At 41.2% G+C, this 19,394-nt stretch carries 20 protein-coding genes; 9 read left to right on the forward strand and 11 right to left on the reverse strand.

Going from position 1 to position 19,394, the window contains the following annotated elements; translation table 11 throughout:
* Positions 1-107: 107 nt before the first annotated feature.
* Positions 108-251 (reverse strand): hypothetical protein, encoded by a 144-nt coding sequence (locus NSS80_RS17755; RefSeq protein WP_003214884.1) that lies wholly within the window; start codon positions 249-251, stop codon positions 108-110.
* Positions 252-437: 186 nt separating this feature from the next.
* Here NSS80_RS17755 and NSS80_RS17760 point away from each other — a divergent pair, with 186 nt between their 5' ends.
* Together NSS80_RS17760 and NSS80_RS17765 are read left to right on the forward strand one after the other, a co-directional pair.
* Positions 438-2,045 carry an SWIM zinc finger family protein gene (locus tag NSS80_RS17760; RefSeq protein ID WP_041115535.1) on the forward strand — a complete coding sequence of 536 codons (1,608 nt, stop codon included), beginning with the start codon at positions 438-440 and terminating at the stop codon, positions 2,043-2,045.
* Positions 2,032-4,809, forward strand: a complete 2,778-nt coding sequence (locus tag NSS80_RS17765) for a DEAD/DEAH box helicase (protein WP_342498366.1) — start codon at positions 2,032-2,034, stop codon at positions 4,807-4,809. The genes NSS80_RS17760 and NSS80_RS17765 overlap by 14 nt, the downstream gene beginning before the upstream one ends.
* A gap of 68 nt (positions 4,810-4,877) precedes the next feature.
* On the opposite strand, the gene NSS80_RS17770 is transcribed toward NSS80_RS17765, so the two are convergent.
* From NSS80_RS17770 to NSS80_RS17780, 3 genes are all read right to left on the reverse strand, one after another.
* The gene (locus NSS80_RS17770) at positions 4,878-5,666 is read right to left on the reverse strand and encodes an STAS domain-containing protein (RefSeq protein ID WP_029706346.1); all 789 of its coding nucleotides are present in this window, start codon (positions 5,664-5,666) and stop codon (positions 4,878-4,880) included.
* A gap of 153 nt (positions 5,667-5,819) precedes the next feature.
* Entirely contained in the window at positions 5,820-6,680 is an 861-nt protein-coding gene (locus NSS80_RS17775; RefSeq protein ID WP_024426316.1) for a Cof-type HAD-IIB family hydrolase, read from the reverse strand.
* 406 nt (positions 6,681-7,086) lie between these two features.
* Positions 7,087-7,443: a hypothetical protein gene (locus tag NSS80_RS17780; protein ID WP_041115533.1), complete on the reverse strand. Its 357-nt coding sequence runs from the start codon at positions 7,441-7,443 to the stop codon at positions 7,087-7,089.
* Positions 7,444-7,560: 117 nt separating this feature from the next.
* On the opposite strand from NSS80_RS17780, the gene NSS80_RS17785 reads away from it, so the two are divergent.
* Complete coding sequence (locus NSS80_RS17785) at positions 7,561-7,971, forward strand: YwpF-like family protein (protein ID WP_024423692.1); 411 nt, start codon at positions 7,561-7,563, stop codon at positions 7,969-7,971.
* Between the two features lie 27 nt (positions 7,972-7,998).
* Here the strand turns inward: NSS80_RS17785 and mscL are convergent, their stop codons facing one another.
* Both mscL and fabZ read right to left on the reverse strand, forming a co-directional pair.
* Positions 7,999-8,394 (reverse strand): large conductance mechanosensitive channel protein MscL, encoded by a 396-nt coding sequence (gene mscL, locus NSS80_RS17790; RefSeq protein WP_041115532.1) that lies wholly within the window; start codon positions 8,392-8,394, stop codon positions 7,999-8,001.
* Positions 8,395-8,521: 127 nt separating this feature from the next.
* The gene (fabZ, locus tag NSS80_RS17795) at positions 8,522-8,956 is read right to left on the reverse strand and encodes a 3-hydroxyacyl-ACP dehydratase FabZ (protein ID WP_012011512.1); all 435 of its coding nucleotides are present in this window, start codon (positions 8,954-8,956) and stop codon (positions 8,522-8,524) included.
* A 219-nt stretch (positions 8,957-9,175) separates the two neighbouring features.
* Between fabZ and NSS80_RS17800 the strand changes: the two genes are divergently transcribed.
* The gene (locus tag NSS80_RS17800; protein WP_024423694.1) at positions 9,176-10,231 is read left to right on the forward strand and encodes a tetratricopeptide repeat protein; all 1,056 of its coding nucleotides are present in this window, start codon (positions 9,176-9,178) and stop codon (positions 10,229-10,231) included.
* Positions 10,232-10,245: 14 nt separating this feature from the next.
* Here the strand turns inward: NSS80_RS17800 and NSS80_RS17805 are convergent, their stop codons facing one another.
* The 4 genes from NSS80_RS17805 to spoIIID all read right to left on the reverse strand — a co-directional run bounded on the left by NSS80_RS17805 (position 10,246) and on the right by spoIIID (position 13,523).
* Positions 10,246-11,064 (reverse strand): flagellar hook-basal body protein, encoded by an 819-nt coding sequence (locus NSS80_RS17805; RefSeq protein ID WP_024426319.1) that lies wholly within the window; start codon positions 11,062-11,064, stop codon positions 10,246-10,248.
* Positions 11,065-11,094: 30 nt separating this feature from the next.
* Positions 11,095-11,934 (reverse strand): flagellar hook-basal body protein, encoded by an 840-nt coding sequence (locus tag NSS80_RS17810; RefSeq protein WP_024426320.1) that lies wholly within the window; start codon positions 11,932-11,934, stop codon positions 11,095-11,097.
* 124 nt (positions 11,935-12,058) lie between these two features.
* Entirely contained in the window at positions 12,059-13,060 is a 1,002-nt protein-coding gene (gene mbl, locus NSS80_RS17815) for a cell shape-determining protein Mbl (protein WP_007497573.1), read from the reverse strand.
* Between the two features lie 184 nt (positions 13,061-13,244).
* Positions 13,245-13,523 (reverse strand): sporulation transcriptional regulator SpoIIID, encoded by a 279-nt coding sequence (gene spoIIID / locus NSS80_RS17820; protein WP_008343327.1) that lies wholly within the window; start codon positions 13,521-13,523, stop codon positions 13,245-13,247.
* Positions 13,524-13,870: 347 nt separating this feature from the next.
* On the opposite strand from spoIIID, the gene NSS80_RS17825 reads away from it, so the two are divergent.
* The 3 genes from NSS80_RS17825 to NSS80_RS17835 all read left to right on the forward strand — a co-directional run bounded on the left by NSS80_RS17825 (position 13,871) and on the right by NSS80_RS17835 (position 16,201).
* A complete protein-coding gene (locus NSS80_RS17825) occupies positions 13,871-14,284 on the forward strand; it encodes a MarR family transcriptional regulator (protein WP_024423697.1) in 414 nt (137 codons plus the stop codon).
* Between the two features lie 15 nt (positions 14,285-14,299).
* Entirely contained in the window at positions 14,300-15,487 is a 1,188-nt protein-coding gene (locus tag NSS80_RS17830; RefSeq protein ID WP_041115530.1) for an MFS transporter, read from the forward strand.
* 114 nt (positions 15,488-15,601) lie between these two features.
* Positions 15,602-16,201: an undecaprenyl-diphosphatase gene (locus tag NSS80_RS17835; RefSeq protein WP_041115529.1), complete on the forward strand. Its 600-nt coding sequence runs from the start codon at positions 15,602-15,604 to the stop codon at positions 16,199-16,201.
* Between the two features lie 38 nt (positions 16,202-16,239).
* On the opposite strand, the gene NSS80_RS17840 is transcribed toward NSS80_RS17835, so the two are convergent.
* Positions 16,240-17,628: an MFS transporter gene (locus NSS80_RS17840; protein WP_046313000.1), complete on the reverse strand. Its 1,389-nt coding sequence runs from the start codon at positions 17,626-17,628 to the stop codon at positions 16,240-16,242.
* 157 nt (positions 17,629-17,785) lie between these two features.
* On the opposite strand from NSS80_RS17840, the gene NSS80_RS17845 reads away from it, so the two are divergent.
* The gene (locus NSS80_RS17845) at positions 17,786-18,673 is read left to right on the forward strand and encodes a transporter substrate-binding domain-containing protein (RefSeq protein WP_046312998.1); all 888 of its coding nucleotides are present in this window, start codon (positions 17,786-17,788) and stop codon (positions 18,671-18,673) included.
* Between the two features lie 42 nt (positions 18,674-18,715).
* A complete protein-coding gene (locus tag NSS80_RS17850; RefSeq protein WP_080943481.1) occupies positions 18,716-19,393 on the forward strand; it encodes an amino acid ABC transporter permease in 678 nt (225 codons plus the stop codon).
* Position 19,394 lies beyond the last annotated feature (1 nt).

The raw sequence follows: 19,394 nt of genomic DNA on the forward strand, positions 1-19,394 counted from the left end.
AGCTCCCCATACTCCTTATGCTTGTAATGACATCGTATGCCGGGAGCGTTCATTCCATTCTTAAAAGCATACAAAAACCCCCTGCCATCACTAGCAGGGGGTCACTTTTATGAAACAAGACCATTTCGAATATGAGCAATCAGATTTTCAAGCATTTCTTTTGTTGTGACATCATTTGAATTTTCACCAATATCATGAGCGTACATCAAAATCTTTAAAAACTCTTCTTGATTTAAACCCTTATTATCCATGTCTGTATCCTTTCGATTCCACTAATTTCATTATTATATGCTGTAAGGTTGGTTTATGCAATACTCTATTACATCATTCGACAGCTTTTGAAATTTATGACCATTTTCATGAAAAACTTTTTTATAAATCCCCATTGAGCTATAATAAAAGAATTGGAATCTTTTACTTGGTTAGGAGCGGATCAAATGCTTCAGCACAACATCAACGAAGAAGAAATCAAACAAACAGCCGAACAGATCAAAGAACTTCTTCCTGCAACAGATGAAAACAAACAACTCATCAAAAAAGCATTGATTACTTATAGACAGGACAGCGTATATCGGCTCAAGCAAGAGTCTGATACCGAATGGTCAGCTTATGTACATGATGTCGTGGCAGCAAGAGTCCACCTTCATGTGCTATTTCCTGTGAGAAGCAGCTGCTCATGTCCAGCAGATGGACTTTGTAAACACATTCTCGCTGTCTTCTTTTCGCTATACGCTCAAGTAGAGAGTGTGACCGGGTTTACAGAACATTGGTCAGAAAAGGATGAATTACAGCGCAGCAAAGAACTGATTCGCCAGCACTTCCAAGTGAAGCGCCCAGACGAACAATCACTCCAAAGCTGGCTGACTTTTTTCCAAGAGGAATTTAACCTCTGGCTGAAACGGACACCGAAGCACCAGCAAACACCGCAGCATTTATATTACGGCTATTTATCGATCCTAAAAAAACACGCACCTGCTTCACCTGAATTCAAGAGCTTGTATGCAATTCATACGTCGATCGATGTATGGCTGAGGCTCCATGAACTCGTCGACCTCGGCCGGCTTGATGCCGAAAAAGACTTTTATTCCATGAATCCCTATGTAGAACAGCTCATGAACACCATTTTCGATTCAGTGGATCATTTGAAGACATACGCCCTTTCCTTTTCCCTCGATCCGTTTCTTGAAAACACACCAACTGCCGTTCGCACACTTCTTCAAATCAATGGACCTTTCCAGCATGAACGAGTAGCGGTCTTTATGGAGATTTGGGGCACCATATTAAATAGAGGGAAATGGGTCAAAAAAGAAACAGAATTACTAAAGAACGCCCAGAAGAAAGAACAAACGGTTGAACGTACCATCGGGCTGATGCACATGGATTATTTACTGAAAGAAGACGAAAGCCTCTTTCAGCAATTACAGCTGCTCAATGCGGATATGCTGCCAAATGTGCTCAATTGGCTGAAGGATCTCACAAACCGAAAGGACTGGAAGCGGCTCAAGCTCTGGTATCATGAAATCACCTATATATTAGAGGAATATTGCCAGCTCGACCTTTCCTACAGAGAATTGCGGGGAGCCGTCAGTGACTTCTTCTTTTATTTAGATGCATACTTTAAGCAAACGAAGGATCATCATTTATATGAACGTTATCTCCAAATCTGTATGCCCTATGCGTTTACAGAATACAGTCAGCTTTTGTATGCACAGCAGCGTTATGCGGAATGGATTGAGATTCACAGCCTTGTTGGTTTCTCCATTAGTGAACTGGAGAAGGATTTGATCAAACAGATTGCAAAAGAGGAGCCGGAAGCCCTCATTCCATCGTACCACCGTGAAATCTCACTGCTTCTCGATCAAAAGAATCGAAGTGCTTATCGAGAGTCTGTGAAAATGCTGAAGAAACTGCGCACGCTTTATCATAAAACGAAAAAAACCGTGATCTGGGAAAGGTATGTAAAGCAGCTGCAAGATTCAACAAAACGGCTGCGTGCGTTCCAAGAGGAAATGAAGAAAGGAAAATTGATTGATGACACGCCATAAACAAATTGTCATTCATGCAGAACAAACTGAAGATTTCTCTTTCACCATTTCAGCGCAAGCAGAGGACGGACACCCTGTTCCGCTTAATGAAATGAAGAGGCAGCTTTTCCAATGGCACAAATCTTCTTTCTACGGAACATTTTTAGAAGATGTCAGCTTTATTGGCACTCCTGCCTTTCTGTTAAGCCCTTGGATGACCGTTGAATTGCTAGGAAAAAATTCATTTAATACGTTTAGTCATGTGACATTAACGGATGAAACGGAACCACTGATGAAGACTGCCTCCACCATTTACGAATTCATCGAGGACGAAGATTTCGTTCCCGATTATGAGGCGTGGACAAAAGGCGAGCTTCGGTTTAAAGATAAAGAAGGCCTATTAGATGGTTATACGGCTGATTGGTTCTCCTTTGCTGTACAGGATTACATTCAGTATGATGATGCCTTGCAGCACAAATGGGAACTCATGAACGCACAATCGCCTGCGCTCTCAACCTTCCAAGGACATTTTCTAGATGAGCAGGATTTCTTGGAGACGATTGGCTGGATAGATGATGAGACGCCGTTCACTGTCGGCTTGCGCTTAAATGAACCGGATTTTGACGGAGATGATTGGAAAATCGAATTGTTTTTGCGGGACAAGAAAAACAGTGACCTTCACTTTTTTGAAGGCATTCGTTCATTGAAAAGATCTTGGCATCCGTATCAAGATAAAATTTCAAGAGAGCTGGAACGATTCAGTCAAATCGTCCCTTGGCTTTCTTTCACATCTGGCACCACACTTATGTCAGAAGAAGAAGCATGGCTCTTCCTATCTGAAGCAAGTGAAACACTTGTCAATATGGGCATTGAGATTCTGCTCCCATCGTGGTGGCAAATTGTTAAAGACAGCACGATGATGTTAAAAGCAAGGGTTTCTTCTACACCGCGAGGCGAATCGCATGTCGGAATGGACGCATTAATGGACTTTAATTGGCGCTTTGCTACAAACGGCATTGAACTGACAGAAGATGAGTTTAACGAACTTGTCCAAAGCAAACGACGCCTTGTCAACATTCGAGGACAATGGATCAAAATAGACCCGAGCTTCATTCAGCAAATGAAAAAGTGGATGGAGCGTGCCGAAAATGAAGGACTTCACATGTCTGATATTTTGTCACGCGAACTGGCAGATCAAGAAGCTTCCTCTGAATCGATTCCAGAACTACTAGACAGTTCAGCATTTGCCCATATTCAATTTGAACTTTCATCGCAATTAAGAGGGCTTGTCCACCAATTAAATGATTCGCACGAGCTGCCTTCTTACGAAATGAGTGAGTCCTTCAAAGGCAAACTGCGTCCGTATCAGCAGCATGGCGTAAATTGGCTTTTATTTTTAAGATCTCATGGATTTGGGGCTTGTTTAGCAGATGATATGGGTCTTGGAAAAACGATTCAAATGATCGCGTATTTCACGTATTTGAAGGAGCAGGAGCAAAATGCCGCTCCCTCTCTCATCATTGCGCCGACCTCTGTTTTAGGAAACTGGCAGCGAGAGCTCGAAACATTCGCACCACATTTGAAGGTTGCCCTGCATTATGGCCCATCGCGTCCACAGGGAGAGGACTTCACAAAAACATATGAGTCAACAGATATTGTTTTGACGTCTTATGGACTCTCACATTCTGATCGTGATGAATTAACGGCAGCAAAGTGGAATACCATTTGCTTAGACGAAGCCCAAAACATCAAGAACGCCCATACGAAACAATCGAGAGCGATTAGACAGCTCAAAGGACAGCATCACATTGCCCTCAGCGGGACACCAATGGAAAACCGTTTGACAGAGCTTTGGTCCATATTCGACTTCGTCAACAAAGGATATCTCGGCAGCCTGACCAGCTTCCATAAAAAGTTCGTCCTTCCGATTGAAAAAGACCGTGAAGAAAAAAGAATTGAACAGCTCCAGCAGCTGATCAAACCATTTTTATTAAGACGAACAAAACAAGATGAAGAGGTTGCCCTGAACCTGCCTGAGAAACTCGAAGAAAAAGAATTCATTCCGCTCTCCGCTGAGCAGGCGTCTTTATATGAACAGCTCGTGAAGGATACATTTGAACACATGGCATCATTAACAGGGATGCAGCGAAAAGCCATTATTTTAAGTATGCTTGGCAGACTCAAACAGATTTGTGATCACCCTGCGCTCTATTTAAAAGAGAGCGGAACAGATGTGAAACTGCTGAAACGTTCGTTAAAAATGGATAAACTCGCAGAGCTGTTAACAGTGATACATGAGCAAGGAGAAAGCTGTCTCATCTTTACGCAATATATTGAAATGGGCAACATGATCAAGCAGCTGGCAGAAAAGATGTTTGGAGAACCAGTCCAATTTTTAAATGGCAGTCTCTCAAAACAAGAGCGGGACAAAATGGTGGACCGCTTCCAGAAGAAAGAATTCAACATCTTAATTCTCTCTTTAAAGGCAGGAGGAACAGGACTCAATCTAACCGCCGCAAACCATGTCATTCACTACGATAGATGGTGGAATCCTGCTGTAGAAAACCAAGCAACAGACCGAGCTTATCGGATTGGACAAAAACGATTTGTTCACGTCCATAAGATGATCACAACGGGCACAATCGAGGAAAAAATCGATCAAATGCTCGAAACAAAACAAACATTAAATGATCAAATTATCCAAAGCGAAAGCTGGATTACAGAGCTATCGACAAACGAACTAGAAGACTTATTTACCTTAAGTGCCGCCGCTCAATCATCTTAATCACAGCAAAAAGAGGACTTTTCATTAATCTTGAGAAAAGTCCTCTTTTTCATTTCATATAACGTACGCTAAATGTTCAGTTTTTTCAATGCAGATTTCACATTCATATACGTATTTAATTCACGGAAGTCCTCTCTCATTTCTCCCATTTTCATTGCAAGATTCGGTTTAATTCCTGTCACAATGAGTTCAGTACCTGTCATTAAAATCAAATCGTTCAGCTTAAAGATCGCATCTGCCACAAATGAATCCACTTCTAATAATCCGGACAGATCGACAATAAAATAATCATCCTTGGATTGAGAGATATAGGTGGAGACCGTTGAAATGATCTTATCAAATCTAGGCGCTGTTAACGTACCAATGATCGGTAACACAGAGATACCATCTTTCACCGGAACGATTGGGACAGAAATATTCAGCACTTCATCAATTGATTGCTCAAGAAGCTCCTGCTGTTCCTTCTCTTTCGTGACATCCTTTTGCAGACCAACGAAATAAAGACGTTTTCCTTCCTTTTCGTCAATCCAAAGAGGAGCGACACTTAACTCGTTCCAAAACATTTGTCCAGATTTTTTATAATTTTTCAGCTGAACCGTGACAGCCTCTTTGTTCTCAATGGCTGTTCTAATTTGCTTGAGAGCGATTTGTTCAGTTTCATCTCCCTGAAGGAAACGACAATTCCTCCCCAATACTTCGGTTTCTTGATAGCCTGTCATATCTAAAAAGCCCTTGTTCACATATATTAAAGGATTATCAGGTAAAGACGGGTCCGTCACCGTCAGGCCAACCTGAGTATAGTCCAAGGCTTCCTTGATTAAATGCAGATTTTCGGACTTATAAGATTCCAGCGCCATTCGTTTACTCTCCTTATTTTCCTTACAAGCGGGTTATATTCATAATTAAATTATATGATGTTCCACATCATGTGTAAATAGAAGTGGTTCTGAATTCCTCTTTTGTAGAATGCGCTTCATCCTATGTGATTTATACCACGACATCTGATTCATCTATTTCAAAAGGTGCCGGATCATATGCGCGACTCCGTGTTCATCATTTGATAACGTCACGTGATCAGCGATTTCTTTTATATCCTGTCTCGCATTCCCCATTGCAACCCCAACACCAGCAGCTCGAAGCATTGATTCATCATTTAAACTGTCTCCTACAGCCGCTGCCCTACTTAAAGGAATACCTAGTCTTTCTGCCAGCCTTGTTAATGCCTGCCCTTTAGACGCGTCCTTTGAACCAATTTCAAAGTTATGATCAGCCGAACTGACCAATGTTAAATCTGAATCATCACCAAACATATCCCATCCGGCTTTCAATCTATCTTGAAAAAAAGAAAAACCTAAGATATTGTAAAATGAAAGCTTTCGATCCTCACGAAACAATTCTTTATATGTATCAATATAAGAAAAACCCGACTGGCTGTATTGAACTTCTGCCGCTTGTTTTAAAACATTTTGATCCGTTTCTGGATTTGCACTTTTTAAACGGTCCATTTCAATCGCAAGAAGCTCTCTGCCGCGATTTGGTGTGAAAATGGCTTCGTTTGTAAAGACTTCATAATAATAATCACGTTCTTCAAGCCATGACAATATGTGTTTAGCCTTTTCTTCTTGTAAAGCAGCTGAATGGTAGACTTGTCCAGTTGGATCATGAATCACAGCTCCATTGGCACTAATCACCCATGTATTCATACCAAGCTGGTCAAAAATAGACCTCACATCAAAATACGCTCTCCCTGTTGACACGACAACCTCAATTCCATTCGCAGCTGCTTCCTTTAATGCCTGCTCGTTTTCCTGACTCACTTTGTGTTCACTGTTCAATAAAGTTCCATCTAAATCCGTTGCGATTAATTGAATGTTTGTCATCGTTCTCTCCTTTTTGTCTTTATTTTCAACCGACATACCGTTAACAAAATCCATCATCATTATGAAATGAGTATCCACTATTTGCAAGAGCTGATCGGTTAAACAGTGAATAAAAGGGTATCCGGCCACGCAAATATGACCGGATACACACATAGGGGATTCACAAGGGGACACATGACCTATACAAAGAAGCATTGGTTCTATATTACGCAGTGTTCATATGAACAAGGCAGCATCTATCAGCTTTAGCTAGAGGGGGGCTGTCAGATGATAGACGTTACCTTTTAATTCGGGACTTGCCTCCTTTCCTTTCAGCTACCCCTAGTCTACGGAGAAAGGCCGTATGTGACAAAACAGGAAAATAGCAAAATAGGCCTTTAAATTCTCTATATCCTCATTAATTTCTGTTTTTTACCGCTTGCGTATAAAACATCATCTTGTTTTGTTTGATGAAATACTTATTTTTCATAAATTGATAAAAAATATCTGAATGAATCCAATTACTAGAAGGCATGTGAATATAATCAGATCCGTCCCACGCAAACCAATAAAAACAAAGCCGACCATCATGAATCGACAGCTGAAACTCAAAACAGTCCATTTGATCCTTGGTGACATATTGAAACGTGAGTGACACTCCTTCTTCCATATACACATCACAAAATGAAAGAATGTCTCCCCACGAATAAACACGTATATCACTCTTTGCCTTGTCGTCGCCAATATGAATGTTTCTCAATTGATAGGACTCCATAAAACATCTCCTTTCACTCATGTGCAGCTAGTTCTAAGCAGGCAGCGGTTTCATTTATACAGATGTTGTATGCTATAATAATACTTACGAATAATGAACGCTTGTGAGGTGATAAATATGAAAACCTTTAGGCTGATTGATTTAAAAATTGAACTTGATCCACAGCAAGATAAAATGTCCAGCATTCCCCTTCGTGACGGTTTAATCATTAATAAAGAAGACGGTGAAAATCACTGGATGATTGAGGCACTCATTCCAAAGAAACATAGACAGGTATTTGAGGTACTCTTTCAGCAGCACACAGAAGTGAAGATTCTTGTAACGATCACTAAAGAAAACAACCGCCCTGTTCATCTATCTGTCCAAGTCAAAAACATCGTTGCCTTAGAAGAAAACATTTCTGTATTACTCGATGGTAAAATGATTACAAATCGTTACAGAACAGAAACTGAAGAAGTATTAAAAGACCTCGTCAAAGAGGGGCTGTCAGGAGAAAAACTACTGGATGCTTTTAAACAAAACACATAAAAAAGAGCGGGATCAGCCGCTCTTTTTCTATTGCAAATCTTTAGACTGGCTTTGATTTTTCAATAAATCTCTAATTTCAGTTAGCAGAACTTCCGTTTGATCCGGCGTTTCCACAACCTCTTCTTCCTCAACCTTTTTCCGTTTTAACTTATTCAAATAACGAATAAAGATAAAAATGGAAAACGAGATAATTAAGAAATCAACCACTGTTTGAATAAAGTTCCCATATAAAATTTGAGCAGCTCCGATTTTAATGGATAAACCGCTAAAATCATGCCCTCCAATAATAATACCGACAAGCGGCATGATTAAATCATTCACAAGAGAAGTGACAATTTTGCCAAATGCTCCCCCAATGATGACACCTACAGCCAAGTCAATGACATTGCCCTTGACGGCAAACTCTCTAAATTCTTTCAGCATCCTTTATCACCTTCATCTTTTTTTGTCTAATATGACGTTTTTTTGTCAAAATTGCAAGTCCTTATCCGTTCTAACTGAACGTTTCTAAATAAAAAAGCGATTCATGCTTAATGAACCGCCAGGAAAATCATGATACTTTAGGACCGATAGAAAATGTCAGTTCTGCTTCACATGCAACTTCGCCATCTACTGTCGCTACTGCTTTTCCTTTTGCAACCGGCCCGCGGAGGCGCGTCACTTCAACCTCTAAACGGAGCTGGTCTCCAGGCTTGACCTGTCTTTTGAAGCGGCATCCGTCAATCCCTGCAAACAAACCAATCTTTCCTTTGTTTTCTTCCTTGCCTAACATAATCACACCAAAAACCTGTGCGAGTGCTTCTACTATAAGCACACCAGGCATGACTGGGTAACCAGGGAAATGGCCATTAAAAAATTCTTCATTCACTGTGACATTTTTAATTCCAACCGCTCTTTTTTCTCCCTCAACCTCTAAAATACGGTCGACCAATAAGAATGGATAACGGTGTGGAATAATGTCTTGAATTTGCTGAGCATCAAGCATATCTTGATCTCTCCTTCTTTTCTATATCGCTGATCTTCATTTGATTCCTATAGAAGTATATTATGAATGCTGGCATTTTTCAATATTCGCCTTATGCATATGGTAAAAAATAGAATCTACCATTACCAATTGTCATCAAATATAATCCACACTACACTCATTGTTTTTTCACAAATATGGTAATATATATTACAACATTGATTGAATAAGAGGGTAAAAATGAATTTTATGAGCGATAAATCCATAAAAAAACTTCTCCATTCCTGGTATACAATGCTAAAGCATCGACATTTTTCGAAGGCTGAAGAAATCAAAAAAACACTGCTAAAATATAAACGCAAATTATCAAAAAAACAGGAACTCTATTTCCATTATCAGCTGATGCTTTTCCGTCATCAGCTCTGGATGAATCAGACAGAGGACTTAGAAAAACTCAAACATGAACTGCTGCCCCACAAAGATGATATGAACGAAGAACTGCAATATTATTTTTATTTCTTTCTCGGATTATATGAATCTTTAAAAAGTGATCAAAATGATGCGATTCATTATCTCGAAAAGGCAGAGGAACGACTGCCATTACTTGACGATGAGCTGGAGGAAGCAGAGTTCCATTTCCGTACAAGCGGTGTTTATTATAACAACCGTTACTCGTTGTTATCGATTCGTCATGTTCAAAAAGCCATGGATATTTTTGCAAAGCACGGAGATATCCATAGCATCTATCGGTGTAAAATTGTGCTCGCTCTTAACTATAGCGACCAAAAAAAATATAAGGAAGCAGAAGATATTTTCATTGAAATTATTGATTATGTGAAAAAGATTGATGATCAAGAGCTGCTCGGTATCGTTTATTATGATGCTGGCTTTATTCAGTCAAGACAAAACCGTCATAAGGAAGCGCTAGAATACTTCAAAAAAGCGCTTCGTCTTCCTGCATACCGAAAGTCAGCACACTCCTATGTATCGTGCCTATACGAAACTGTGCGTTCCTGTTTTAAAGAAAATTTAACCGATGAAGGGATGAAATATATTCAAAAAGGACTGAAAGAAGCCGTTGCTTCCCAGTTTGATATATTAAGAATGAAGTTTCAAATCTTATCTCTTCTCTACAGCCAAACGCCAAAGGCAGATGAGCAGATCGCCACGCTCGTCACATGTCTTGAACGAAAAGAAGCCTGGATTGACCTTGAGGATCTGCTTGCTGATGTCTCAGATTTTTATAAAAAAAAGGGCGACTTTGAGCGAGCCGCCTTTTTTATCATGAGAGGCTGATACCAGCCTGCTGATTATCGAATTGTATTAATTAATCCCAGCATTTGATCGCCCATCGTGATCGTTCTTGAGTTCATCTGATAGGAACGCTGTGTTGTCATGAGGTCTGTTAATTCTTTCGACATGTCCACATTTGACGTTTCCAGTGCACCTTGCTGGAGCTGAATCGCCTCTCGGTTTGCTCCATTTAGTGCTGTTAATGCACCTTGATAGGTTCCGTCGACTGAGAACAAATTATCTCCTTCAGAGGCAAGTGCTGAAGAATTATTGACTTGTACAACGCCTAGATTCACTTGCTGATTCGGTTGATTATCTCTTGAAATCGCCGTAAGCCGTCCATTTTTATCGATTGAAATATCACGGAAATTCGCATTTAAGACGATTGCATTTCCGTTTTCATCAAGAATCGGATAGCCTTCGCTCGTGACAAGCTGCACTTGGTTACGGTTATTGCCCGGCTGTAAGTAAAGTGAACCATCTCTTGTATAACGGATATTACCGCCGGCGTTGACCTGTAAATACTGCGACGGCGCTCCGAATGCAACATCAAGATCACGTCCTGTTTCTTTAATCGAGCCTTGCAGCGAGTTAATGGACGCATTGACCATTGTCCCCGTACCAAGCCTTAACCCAGCAGGTGTCAGACGACTGTTTGCCACCTGCTCATTTTTTTCATCTACCTGATTAAACTGCTGTCTGATCAGCTCTGAGAAACGGGTGTTTTTCGCACGGTATCCTGTTGTTTCACTGTTCGCGATGTTGTTGCTGATGATGTCAAGCTGCTTTTGCACTTCATTCATCGATACAGCTGCATTTATCATCGTTCTAAGCATAATTTTCCTCCTTTCTTTTTCATTTCTTGATTAGTACACTCTGCCAATTTCATTCACTGCTTTTTCTAAGCTTTTATCATACGCCTGAACCACTTTTTGGTTTGTTTCAAATGCTCGGTAAGCCGTTGTCATATCTGTATATGATTTCGTCACATCCACGTTCGACAGCTCCGATACGCCTTGGCTTAACGTATAGGACATTTGACCGTTATTGACTGCACTTGGCAGGGGCTGGTTATCAGCTGTACGGTATAAATCATTTCCTTCACGCGCTAGGTTTCTTGTATCCATCGCAACACGTACATCGATTTGACCAAGATTTTGGCCATTTTCAGACACAGTACCATCTGCATTCACTTTGAAGTTCTCACTCTGAACCGTAATCGGCTGACCCGTCACGGAAAGAAGAGCGCGTCCATTAATCGTCAGCTGCTTTTGTGCGTTCAATGTAATGGAGCTGCTTTTCGTATAACGAACGCCTTCTGGTGTGTTGACCGCATAAAATAGCGCTGATTTCTGATTGGTCTCCGGATTGATCGGCACATTATTTTCAACTAGTGCTACATCTGTTGTTTGATCTGTTGTTTTTAAAGTTCCCTGTGTAAATTGAGGGATTAATTCCTGCATATATGTCCCAGTATTGATTCCACCAATCGGCGATTGCAGTGGAACACTAAAACCTTTGCCTGAGGATGTTTGGAAACGTCCTGATTCCATTCGGCTCAGCAGCATTTCTGGAAATGCACGCATTGCCCCTTCATCCGCTTTATAGCCTGGGGTATTCGCATTTGCGATATTATTTGAAAGCATTTCTGTCCGCCGCTCTTGAGCGATCATGGCAGATGTTGCGGTGTATAGTCCTTTTAACACGTGCTCACCTCATTCAAATTCTTTCACATGACCTAAACACAATCTTCTATGAAATATATCGGCTGATTAGCAGGGTTCTTTAATAAAAATCCCCCATTCTTTCTAAAAAGAATGAGGGAAATCATTAGCTGAGTTTACGCTTTGGCAGCTTGTCCATATTATCAAGCATCACGCCAGTACCAACTGCTACACAGTCCATTGGATTTTCAGCAACGAAAACTGGTACTTTCAGCTCTTCTGCAAGCAATTGATCAAGCCCGTTTAGAAGAGCTCCGCCACCTGTAATGATGACGCCGCGATCGATAATATCAGCTGATAATTCAGGCGGTGTTCTCTCAAGAACTTGCTTCGCAGCCTGAACAATCGCAGATACAGATTCACGCAATGCTTCTTCTACTTCTTTGCTTGTGACGGTAATCGTTCTTGGTAATCCTGTCACCATGTCTCGTCCACGAATCGAAATCTCTTCGTGACGTGCGTCTGGGAATACCGTTGCAACTTGGATCTTAATATCCTCAGCCGTGCGCTCACCGATCAACAGCTTGTACTCTTTTTTAATGTAGTTTAGAATTTCCAGATCAAATTTGTCTCCAGCCATTTTAATAGAAGAGGCGGTTACAATGTCACCCATTGAGATGACAGCGATATCTGTCGTTCCGCCTCCAATATCTACGACCATGTTTCCACTTGGCTGAAAAATATCCATACCAGCACCAATCGCTGCTACTTTTGGCTCTTCTTCAAGAAATACATGCTTACCACCGCTTTTTTCAGCAGCTTCCTTGATCGCCTTCTGCTCAACAGATGTAATATTTGTCGGGCAGCAGATGAGCATACGCGGCTTAGAGAACAGCCCTTTCACATTTAATTTGTTAATAAAATGCTTGAGCATCGCTTCAGTTACTTCAAAATCAGCGATTACGCCGTCTTTTAATGGACGAATCGCAACAATATTCCCAGGCGTACGTCCAACCATACGTCTAGCCTCTTCTCCAACAGCCAAAACTTTTCCGCTGTTTTTGTCAAGAGCTACCACAGATGGTTCATTTAACACAATTCCTTTTCCTTTGACATGAATCAGTACATTGGCAGTACCAAGATCAATTCCAATATCCCTAGCAAACATCTATATATATCCTCCTTGAAAATCTGTTTCCATAGCAAATACCACATTCTGCCCTAATTATATATTCTATCATAATTTGCAGAAAAAAAGATATTTCTTTACAAAAGTCTTTACAAAATTTGTGGTTAGAAACTACCGATATGAGGAAGATATATATATCATGTTTATGAACAAAGAACTAAGCTTACTGTTTCACAGGTTCGCCTTCTAAAATTTCTTCTTTTTTATACTTTAACTTGGTGGCTTCTCCTCCTCGCAAGTGGCGGATTGATTTATGATAATCCAGTATCTCCTTTACTTCATTAGCCAGATCTGGATTAATTTCTGGCAGTCTTTCTGTTAGATCCTTGTGTACAGTACTTTTAGAGACTCCAAATTCTTTCGCAATAACACGAACGGTTTTCTTTGTCTCCACGATATACTTTCCTATCTTGATTGTTCGCTCTTTGATGTAATCGTGCACACCACTCGACCTCCCTAAAATGGATGTGAGAAGTGTGAAATGAGATCCGTATGAAGATTATCCATTTTCAGCGGCGCTTGTTCGTCGTAATTTCTCATCCATTAGGTAGTAAATGCCAAACACGATCCCTCACCTCAAACACTCTCTTTGTCAGGTTTGTAACAGTGTATTAGCATTGAATAGGGAATATGCTAAAAATGAAGATGGGACAAGGGATTTATCAGAAAAGGCAAAACAAAAAATCATTTCGGGGCGCGAAAATTTTCACTTTACAAGAAAGAGTTCAGCACGTAAAATAGAAAAGGTGAATTTATTTACCTAGATAAATATTTAAAAAAGGTGAGCATATGGATACGTTAAATAGAGAGTGTTTACATCAAATACATCAAGGCGCACGGCTGCTGTCTAAAAAGGCGAACGAAGCGCTTGCTGCTTATGACTTGTACATGTCCCAGTGGACTGTGCTTTTTTGTTTGGATACATTCGGCCCGAAAACCCAAAAAGACATCTGGACATATTTGAACGTCGAAGCACCGACCATCACCAGAACCGTCACCCGTTTAGAAGCAAACGGCTGGGTGAAACGTGTACAAGGAAAAGACAAACGTGAGAATCTGATCGTGATGACAGATGATGCAAAAGCCCGATTTGAAGAAATCAAACGCACGATGGAACAATTTGAAGAAGAATGTCTTTCAGATTTTACCTACGAAGAAAAACAACTCCTCCATACACTTTTACACAAATTATCAACTGAATAGGAAGTGACATACATCATGAACGAACGCATATGGACAAAAGACTTTATCATGATTGTCCTGGTGAATTTATTTACGTTCACCTCTTTTTATGCCCTTTTGACATTACTGCCCATTTACACAATGGATGAACTAAATGGAACAGAATCACAGGGCGGTCTCCTTGTGACGGTCTTCTTATTATCTGCTATTGTGACAAGACCGTTTTCTGGCGCCATTATTGAGAAATTTGGCAAAAAACGGATGGCGATTTTCTCTTCTACGGCCTTTGCCTTACTCACTTATTTATACATCCCGATTGATCAATTCCAAACGCTTCTTATGCTGCGTTTCGTACAAGGGATCTTTTTTAGTATTTTGACGACAGTCGCCAGTGCCATTGCGGCTGATATGATCCCGAAACATAAACGCGGGGAAGGACTCGGATACTTTGTGATGTCTATGAACCTCGCTGTTGTCATCGGTCCGTTTATCGCACTGAATCAAGTAGGAAAAATAGGATTTCATTCATTATTTCTTCTCTTTTCCATTATCGTGACCATCGGAGCCGCTTTTACGATGCTGATTAGACAGCCAGAGCCTGAAAACGGTGGAAGCATTGTCTTCCGATTCACGTTTTCTCACCTGTTTGAAAAAGGCGCATTAAAAACAGCGGCCGTCGGCATTATTATTTCCTTCTGTTATTCGCCGATTATTTCATTTATTTCAGTTTATGCCAATTCACTTCATTTAATGGGTGCAAGTAGTTATTTCTTTATTGTATTTGCGGCCGCAATGCTTGGATCACGTCCATTTACAGGCAGACTTTTTGACCGGGTTGGAGCTCACGTTGTGATCTATCCTTCGATTGCCCTTTTTGCCATTGGTTTATGGATGCTGACAGCGACACATTCAGCTACAATGCTTCTTCTATCAGGCGCTGTGATTGGACTTGGCTACGGTTCGCTCGTGCCATGTTTACAAACACTTGCGATTCAGCACTCACCAGCTCATCGTACGGGATATGCGACGGCTACTTTCTTCACCCTGTATGATACAGGTATTGCTGCCGGCTCATTTGTCTTTGGACTCCTTGTCAGTTTCACAGACTTTTCAAATGTGTACCTCATTGCGGGTATTGTGGTCTTACTGAGTATGGGCGTTTTTTATTGGAGCGAACGAAAACCTCAGGAAGCAAAAGCACAAAAGGTCTCCCTTTCAGAGTAAAAGGGTACTATTTTAAACTTCGCCGGAAACATGCTAAAATATAGGATATTCCAAATAGAGCATACAGGCTTTGTTGAAAAATAGTTAGCATTAAGCGAAAGTATAGGTGATGTTTTGAATTACGAATTGTTTAAAGTCATACACGGGATGGCTCACCATTCTGAGTTTTTAGATCAGGCCATGATCTTTATTACGAAAAAGGCCATTCTTGTGTACGCCCTTGTCTTATTGATTTGCTGGTTTTTAGGGAATCACAAATTTAAGAAGCATGTCTTCTTTTCCGGTGTAACAGGCATTGCAGCACTTATCGTCAACTTTGCCATTACATTGTTTCATTATGAAGAGCGGCCGTTTGTGGCGCATAAAGTCGACACACTCATCCCGCACTCAGCAGATGCTTCCTTCCCAAGTGACCATACAACAGGTGCATTGGCTCTTTCATTAGCCATTCGATCCCGTAATAAAAGGCTTGGCAACATCTTGCTCGTCTTTGGATTACTTACAGGATTCTCCCGCATCTGGGTCGGTCATCATTATCCATTTGATGTTTTAGGCAGCTTGGTCGTATCGATTGTGGTTGTCTTTATCATGAATAAATTATGGAAGTTCTTTGACTCTCCTATTGATCGTATCGTGACATTTTACGAGACAATTGTAGGGAAAATTTTCAGAAGGAAGACAAAGGATCAGGGCTCAGACCTGTCCAACTCTTAAGCGGACTTGCGATAACGTGATGAAGATTCTCCTTCCACTTATCGCGCCGCTTTTTTTATTGGCTTTCCCCCTCTAACCACACTCGAAAAATAAAGACTGACACCAATGCCAATAAGAGAAATGATGATCAATGTCCAGCCTAATTGCGCAAAGTGAGCACCAGCAATTTCATCCCCAAACAGCATACCAAGCACAGCAGACGACAGAATAGAACCAAGGTAGCGGCATGTTTGAAAAAGTCCAGAGGACGTGCCAATCATGTGCTGAGGACTTGCCTTGAGCATCGCAGCTTGGAGCGCAACACTCCCAATCCCATAACTGAGCCCAAGCAGAGCTAGAACCAATCCTTTCCCCCATAATGGCGCAGGAATAAAAAAGAAAGTCATGGCAGACGCTCCAGCCAGCATCAATACAGCACTCGCTAAAACTGGATGGCGTTCATCCCCGCGATCCACCCACTTTCCAGTCAGCGGTGACACAATAATACTCACCCCTGACATACACAGCATAAAAAGACCCGTCATCTCCACACGCCAGCCTAACTCATCCTGAAAATAACTCGGCAAACCAAAAAAGAGACAATAGAAAAAGATATTTAAAATGATAAATTGCACATACACAAGTGACAGCCGCTGCTTCTCCCTGAACATCCGTATTTGAATAAACGGTTCATCCACCTGATACTCCCACCAGATAAAAGCGCCTGCACTCAGGAGACAAAGAATACCTTGAACATATTGAATGCCATCACCCAGTGATAATAAAAATGAAAGCAGGAGAACAATGCAGACGGTAAAAAGAAGCATCCCTGGCAAATCGAGTGTTCGCACAGTTTCGCCTATGCGGAGCTTTTTCTTCTTCTGCTCCTTCGGAAACAAAAATAGGCCGAGAAAGAAACTGATCAAAATAAAAGGCAGATTCACTAAAAAGACAGCCGGCCAGCCGCCAATGGTCATCAAAAATCCGCCAAGCGTCGGCCCAAGCGCCGTCATCGCTGAAGCAAAAATGGATAATACCGCTAACGCCGAAGCCTGTCTTTCTTGAATATGATCCCGAATGAGTCCGACCCCAGAAGGATAAATGGCACTGCTTCCCATCGCCTGTAACAAACGGATCACAATCAGCACCGCAAACGTTGGGGCAAACGGCGCGCAAATGGCTGAGACTGCGACAAGAACCAGACCGAATAAAAATAAGGTTCTCCGGCTCATGACATGATCCCCAATCCGGCCGCTCACCGGCTGCGTCACTGCACTGGCTAAATAAAAAGAAGAAATAAGCCAAGATACGGTCGTAAACGACAAACCGAATTCATGCTGAATTTGATGCAAGGCCAAAGAAATCATTGATGAATTCAGTGGATTCAACATCGTTCCAAAGGCAATAGCGGTTAAAAAAACTTTTCGGTTGTCTCTCCACTTGTTCATACACTCACCTCCTTTTTGCAATCCTTTCGTTATTATGAGATTCATTTCCCTTTTTTACCCTAATCAATTCAAGTTCTCTCTTAGAAAAGCAAGACATACATTCTAAAAAGGACGATTGTTGGAATAACACATATAAAATTGAGAATATGAGGAACAAATGGTAAGATGCTACACATATTTAAAAGCCTACTTTCTCCTGATATGGAGAACGGCTGAAAAGGAGGAGAAGCTTATTATTAAAAAAAGACGGTTTTGGGTCCCAGCCCTTTTCTCGGTTGCAGTATTACTTCTGTCTTCGTGCGGTTCAAATGAAACAAATGGGAACGGAGATAAACGTAATTCTACAGCGAAAGGGTCGCCAATTTTGGAGGATGGAAAATTTATTTTTGCAGCATCAGGTGAATTTCATCCGTTTAGTTACATGGATGGAAATCAGATGTCCGGCTTTGATATCGACGTAGGCAATGCGATTAGTGACAAACTAGGTCTCGAACCTATACAGAAAAAATATAAATTCGCAGGCATCGTCGAAGGCGTGAAAGCAGGTAAATTTGATGCGGCAGTTGCAAGTCATACCATCAATGAGGAACGAAAAAAACACGTCCTTTTTTCTAAACCCTATTACTATTCTGGTCCGCAAATTTTCACAAGACCCGGATCAGACATTCAACATGCGGATGACTTAAAAGACAAAGAAATTGCTGTATCCAAAGGGTCGTCCTACGCTGATATTGCCAAGGAACATAGCGGGCAAGAACCAAAGTATTATGATAGTGATGTCGTCGCCTTAGAAGCACTGGCCAACGGAAAACACGATGCAGTCGTGACAGATTTCGCCACAGGCGCAGAAGCGATGAAGAAAAAATTGAAAATCACAGCGCAGGAAAGACTCGGACAAAGTGAGCAGGCAATTGCTGTTTCAAAAGAAAATGAACAGCTCATAAAAGAGATCAACGATGCGATTGACGCACTAAAAAAAGACGGAACATTAAAACAAATTAGCAAAAAGTACTTTGATGAAGACATCACGGTCAAACAAGATTAAAACCACGATTGTGCGCCCCTTTTATAGGCGCACTTTCTTCAAATGGAGATGATTGTTTTGCCTACCCTATCACACTTTTTTCAGACACTCATTGATTCAAGAAGTATTTTCTTAGAAGGAATGCTGATCACCTTACAGCTGACGGTGATCAGCATCTTCATCGGTATGTTCATCGGGCTTTTTTTTGCTTTATTGAAAATATCCCGCATAGCCGTTTTCGGTTATATCGCCAATGCTTATATCTTTCTTGTACGCGGAACACCACTTATTGTTCAGATTTTCATCCTATATTTCGGCCTCACAGAATTGAATATACCCGACTTCTGGGCTGCTTCCATTGCGCTCGCCTTTCATAATGGCGCCTATATAGCCGAAATATTCAGAGGCGCCATCCAATCCATCGATCAGGGGCAAAAAGAGGCAGGACGCTCTCTTGGTATGGGTCGTTTTTTAACAATGAGGCGTATCATTCTCCCTCAAGCGATGCGGCGTGCTCTTCCCCCTCTTGGCAACCAGTTCATTATCGGCTTAAAAGATTCATCACTCGCCGCCTTTATCAGTGTCAATGAACTATTTAACGTCGCCACCACGCAAGGCTCCAACAGCTTTGACAATATGACGTATTTACTTGTTGTAGCCGTCTATTACTTAGTTCTTGTCCTGCTGTTAACATTCGCTGTCCAAACCTTTGAGAAGAAACTATCAGCCAGTGACCAATAGG

The organism is Bacillus sp. FSL M8-0350 (genome assembly GCF_038593345.1).
Taxonomy (GTDB): Bacteria; Bacillota; Bacilli; order Bacillales; family Bacillaceae; genus Bacillus; species Bacillus safensis.

Excerpts from the sequence above, each read along its gene's own strand:
- NSS80_RS17755 (WP_003214884.1), bottom strand. The coding sequence starts at position 251 with ATGGATAATAAGGGTTTAAATCAAGAAGAGTTTTTAAAGATTTTGATG.
- NSS80_RS17760 (WP_041115535.1), top strand. The coding sequence starts at position 438 with ATGCTTCAGCACAACATCAACGAAGAAGAAATCAAACAAACAGCCGAA.
- NSS80_RS17765 (WP_342498366.1), top strand. The coding sequence starts at position 2,032 with ATGACACGCCATAAACAAATTGTCATTCATGCAGAACAAACTGAAGAT.
- NSS80_RS17770 (WP_029706346.1), bottom strand. The coding sequence starts at position 5,666 with ATGGCGCTGGAATCTTATAAGTCCGAAAATCTGCATTTAATCAAGGAA.
- NSS80_RS17780 (WP_041115533.1), bottom strand. The coding sequence starts at position 7,443 with ATGGAGTCCTATCAATTGAGAAACATTCATATTGGCGACGACAAGGCA.
- NSS80_RS17785 (WP_024423692.1), top strand. The coding sequence starts at position 7,561 with ATGAAAACCTTTAGGCTGATTGATTTAAAAATTGAACTTGATCCACAG.
- mscL (WP_041115532.1), bottom strand. The coding sequence starts at position 8,394 with ATGCTGAAAGAATTTAGAGAGTTTGCCGTCAAGGGCAATGTCATTGAC.
- fabZ (WP_012011512.1), bottom strand. The coding sequence starts at position 8,956 with ATGCTTGATGCTCAGCAAATTCAAGACATTATTCCACACCGTTATCCA.
- NSS80_RS17800 (WP_024423694.1), top strand. The coding sequence starts at position 9,176 with ATGAATTTTATGAGCGATAAATCCATAAAAAAACTTCTCCATTCCTGG.
- NSS80_RS17805 (WP_024426319.1), bottom strand. The coding sequence starts at position 11,064 with ATGCTTAGAACGATGATAAATGCAGCTGTATCGATGAATGAAGTGCAA.
- mbl (WP_007497573.1), bottom strand. The coding sequence starts at position 13,060 with ATGTTTGCTAGGGATATTGGAATTGATCTTGGTACTGCCAATGTACTG.
- NSS80_RS17825 (WP_024423697.1), top strand. The coding sequence starts at position 13,871 with ATGGATACGTTAAATAGAGAGTGTTTACATCAAATACATCAAGGCGCA.
- NSS80_RS17830 (WP_041115530.1), top strand. The coding sequence starts at position 14,300 with ATGAACGAACGCATATGGACAAAAGACTTTATCATGATTGTCCTGGTG.
- NSS80_RS17840 (WP_046313000.1), bottom strand. The coding sequence starts at position 17,628 with ATGAACAAGTGGAGAGACAACCGAAAAGTTTTTTTAACCGCTATTGCC.
- NSS80_RS17845 (WP_046312998.1), top strand. The coding sequence starts at position 17,786 with ATGGTAAGATGCTACACATATTTAAAAGCCTACTTTCTCCTGATATGG.
- NSS80_RS17850 (WP_080943481.1), top strand. The coding sequence starts at position 18,716 with ATGGAGATGATTGTTTTGCCTACCCTATCACACTTTTTTCAGACACTC.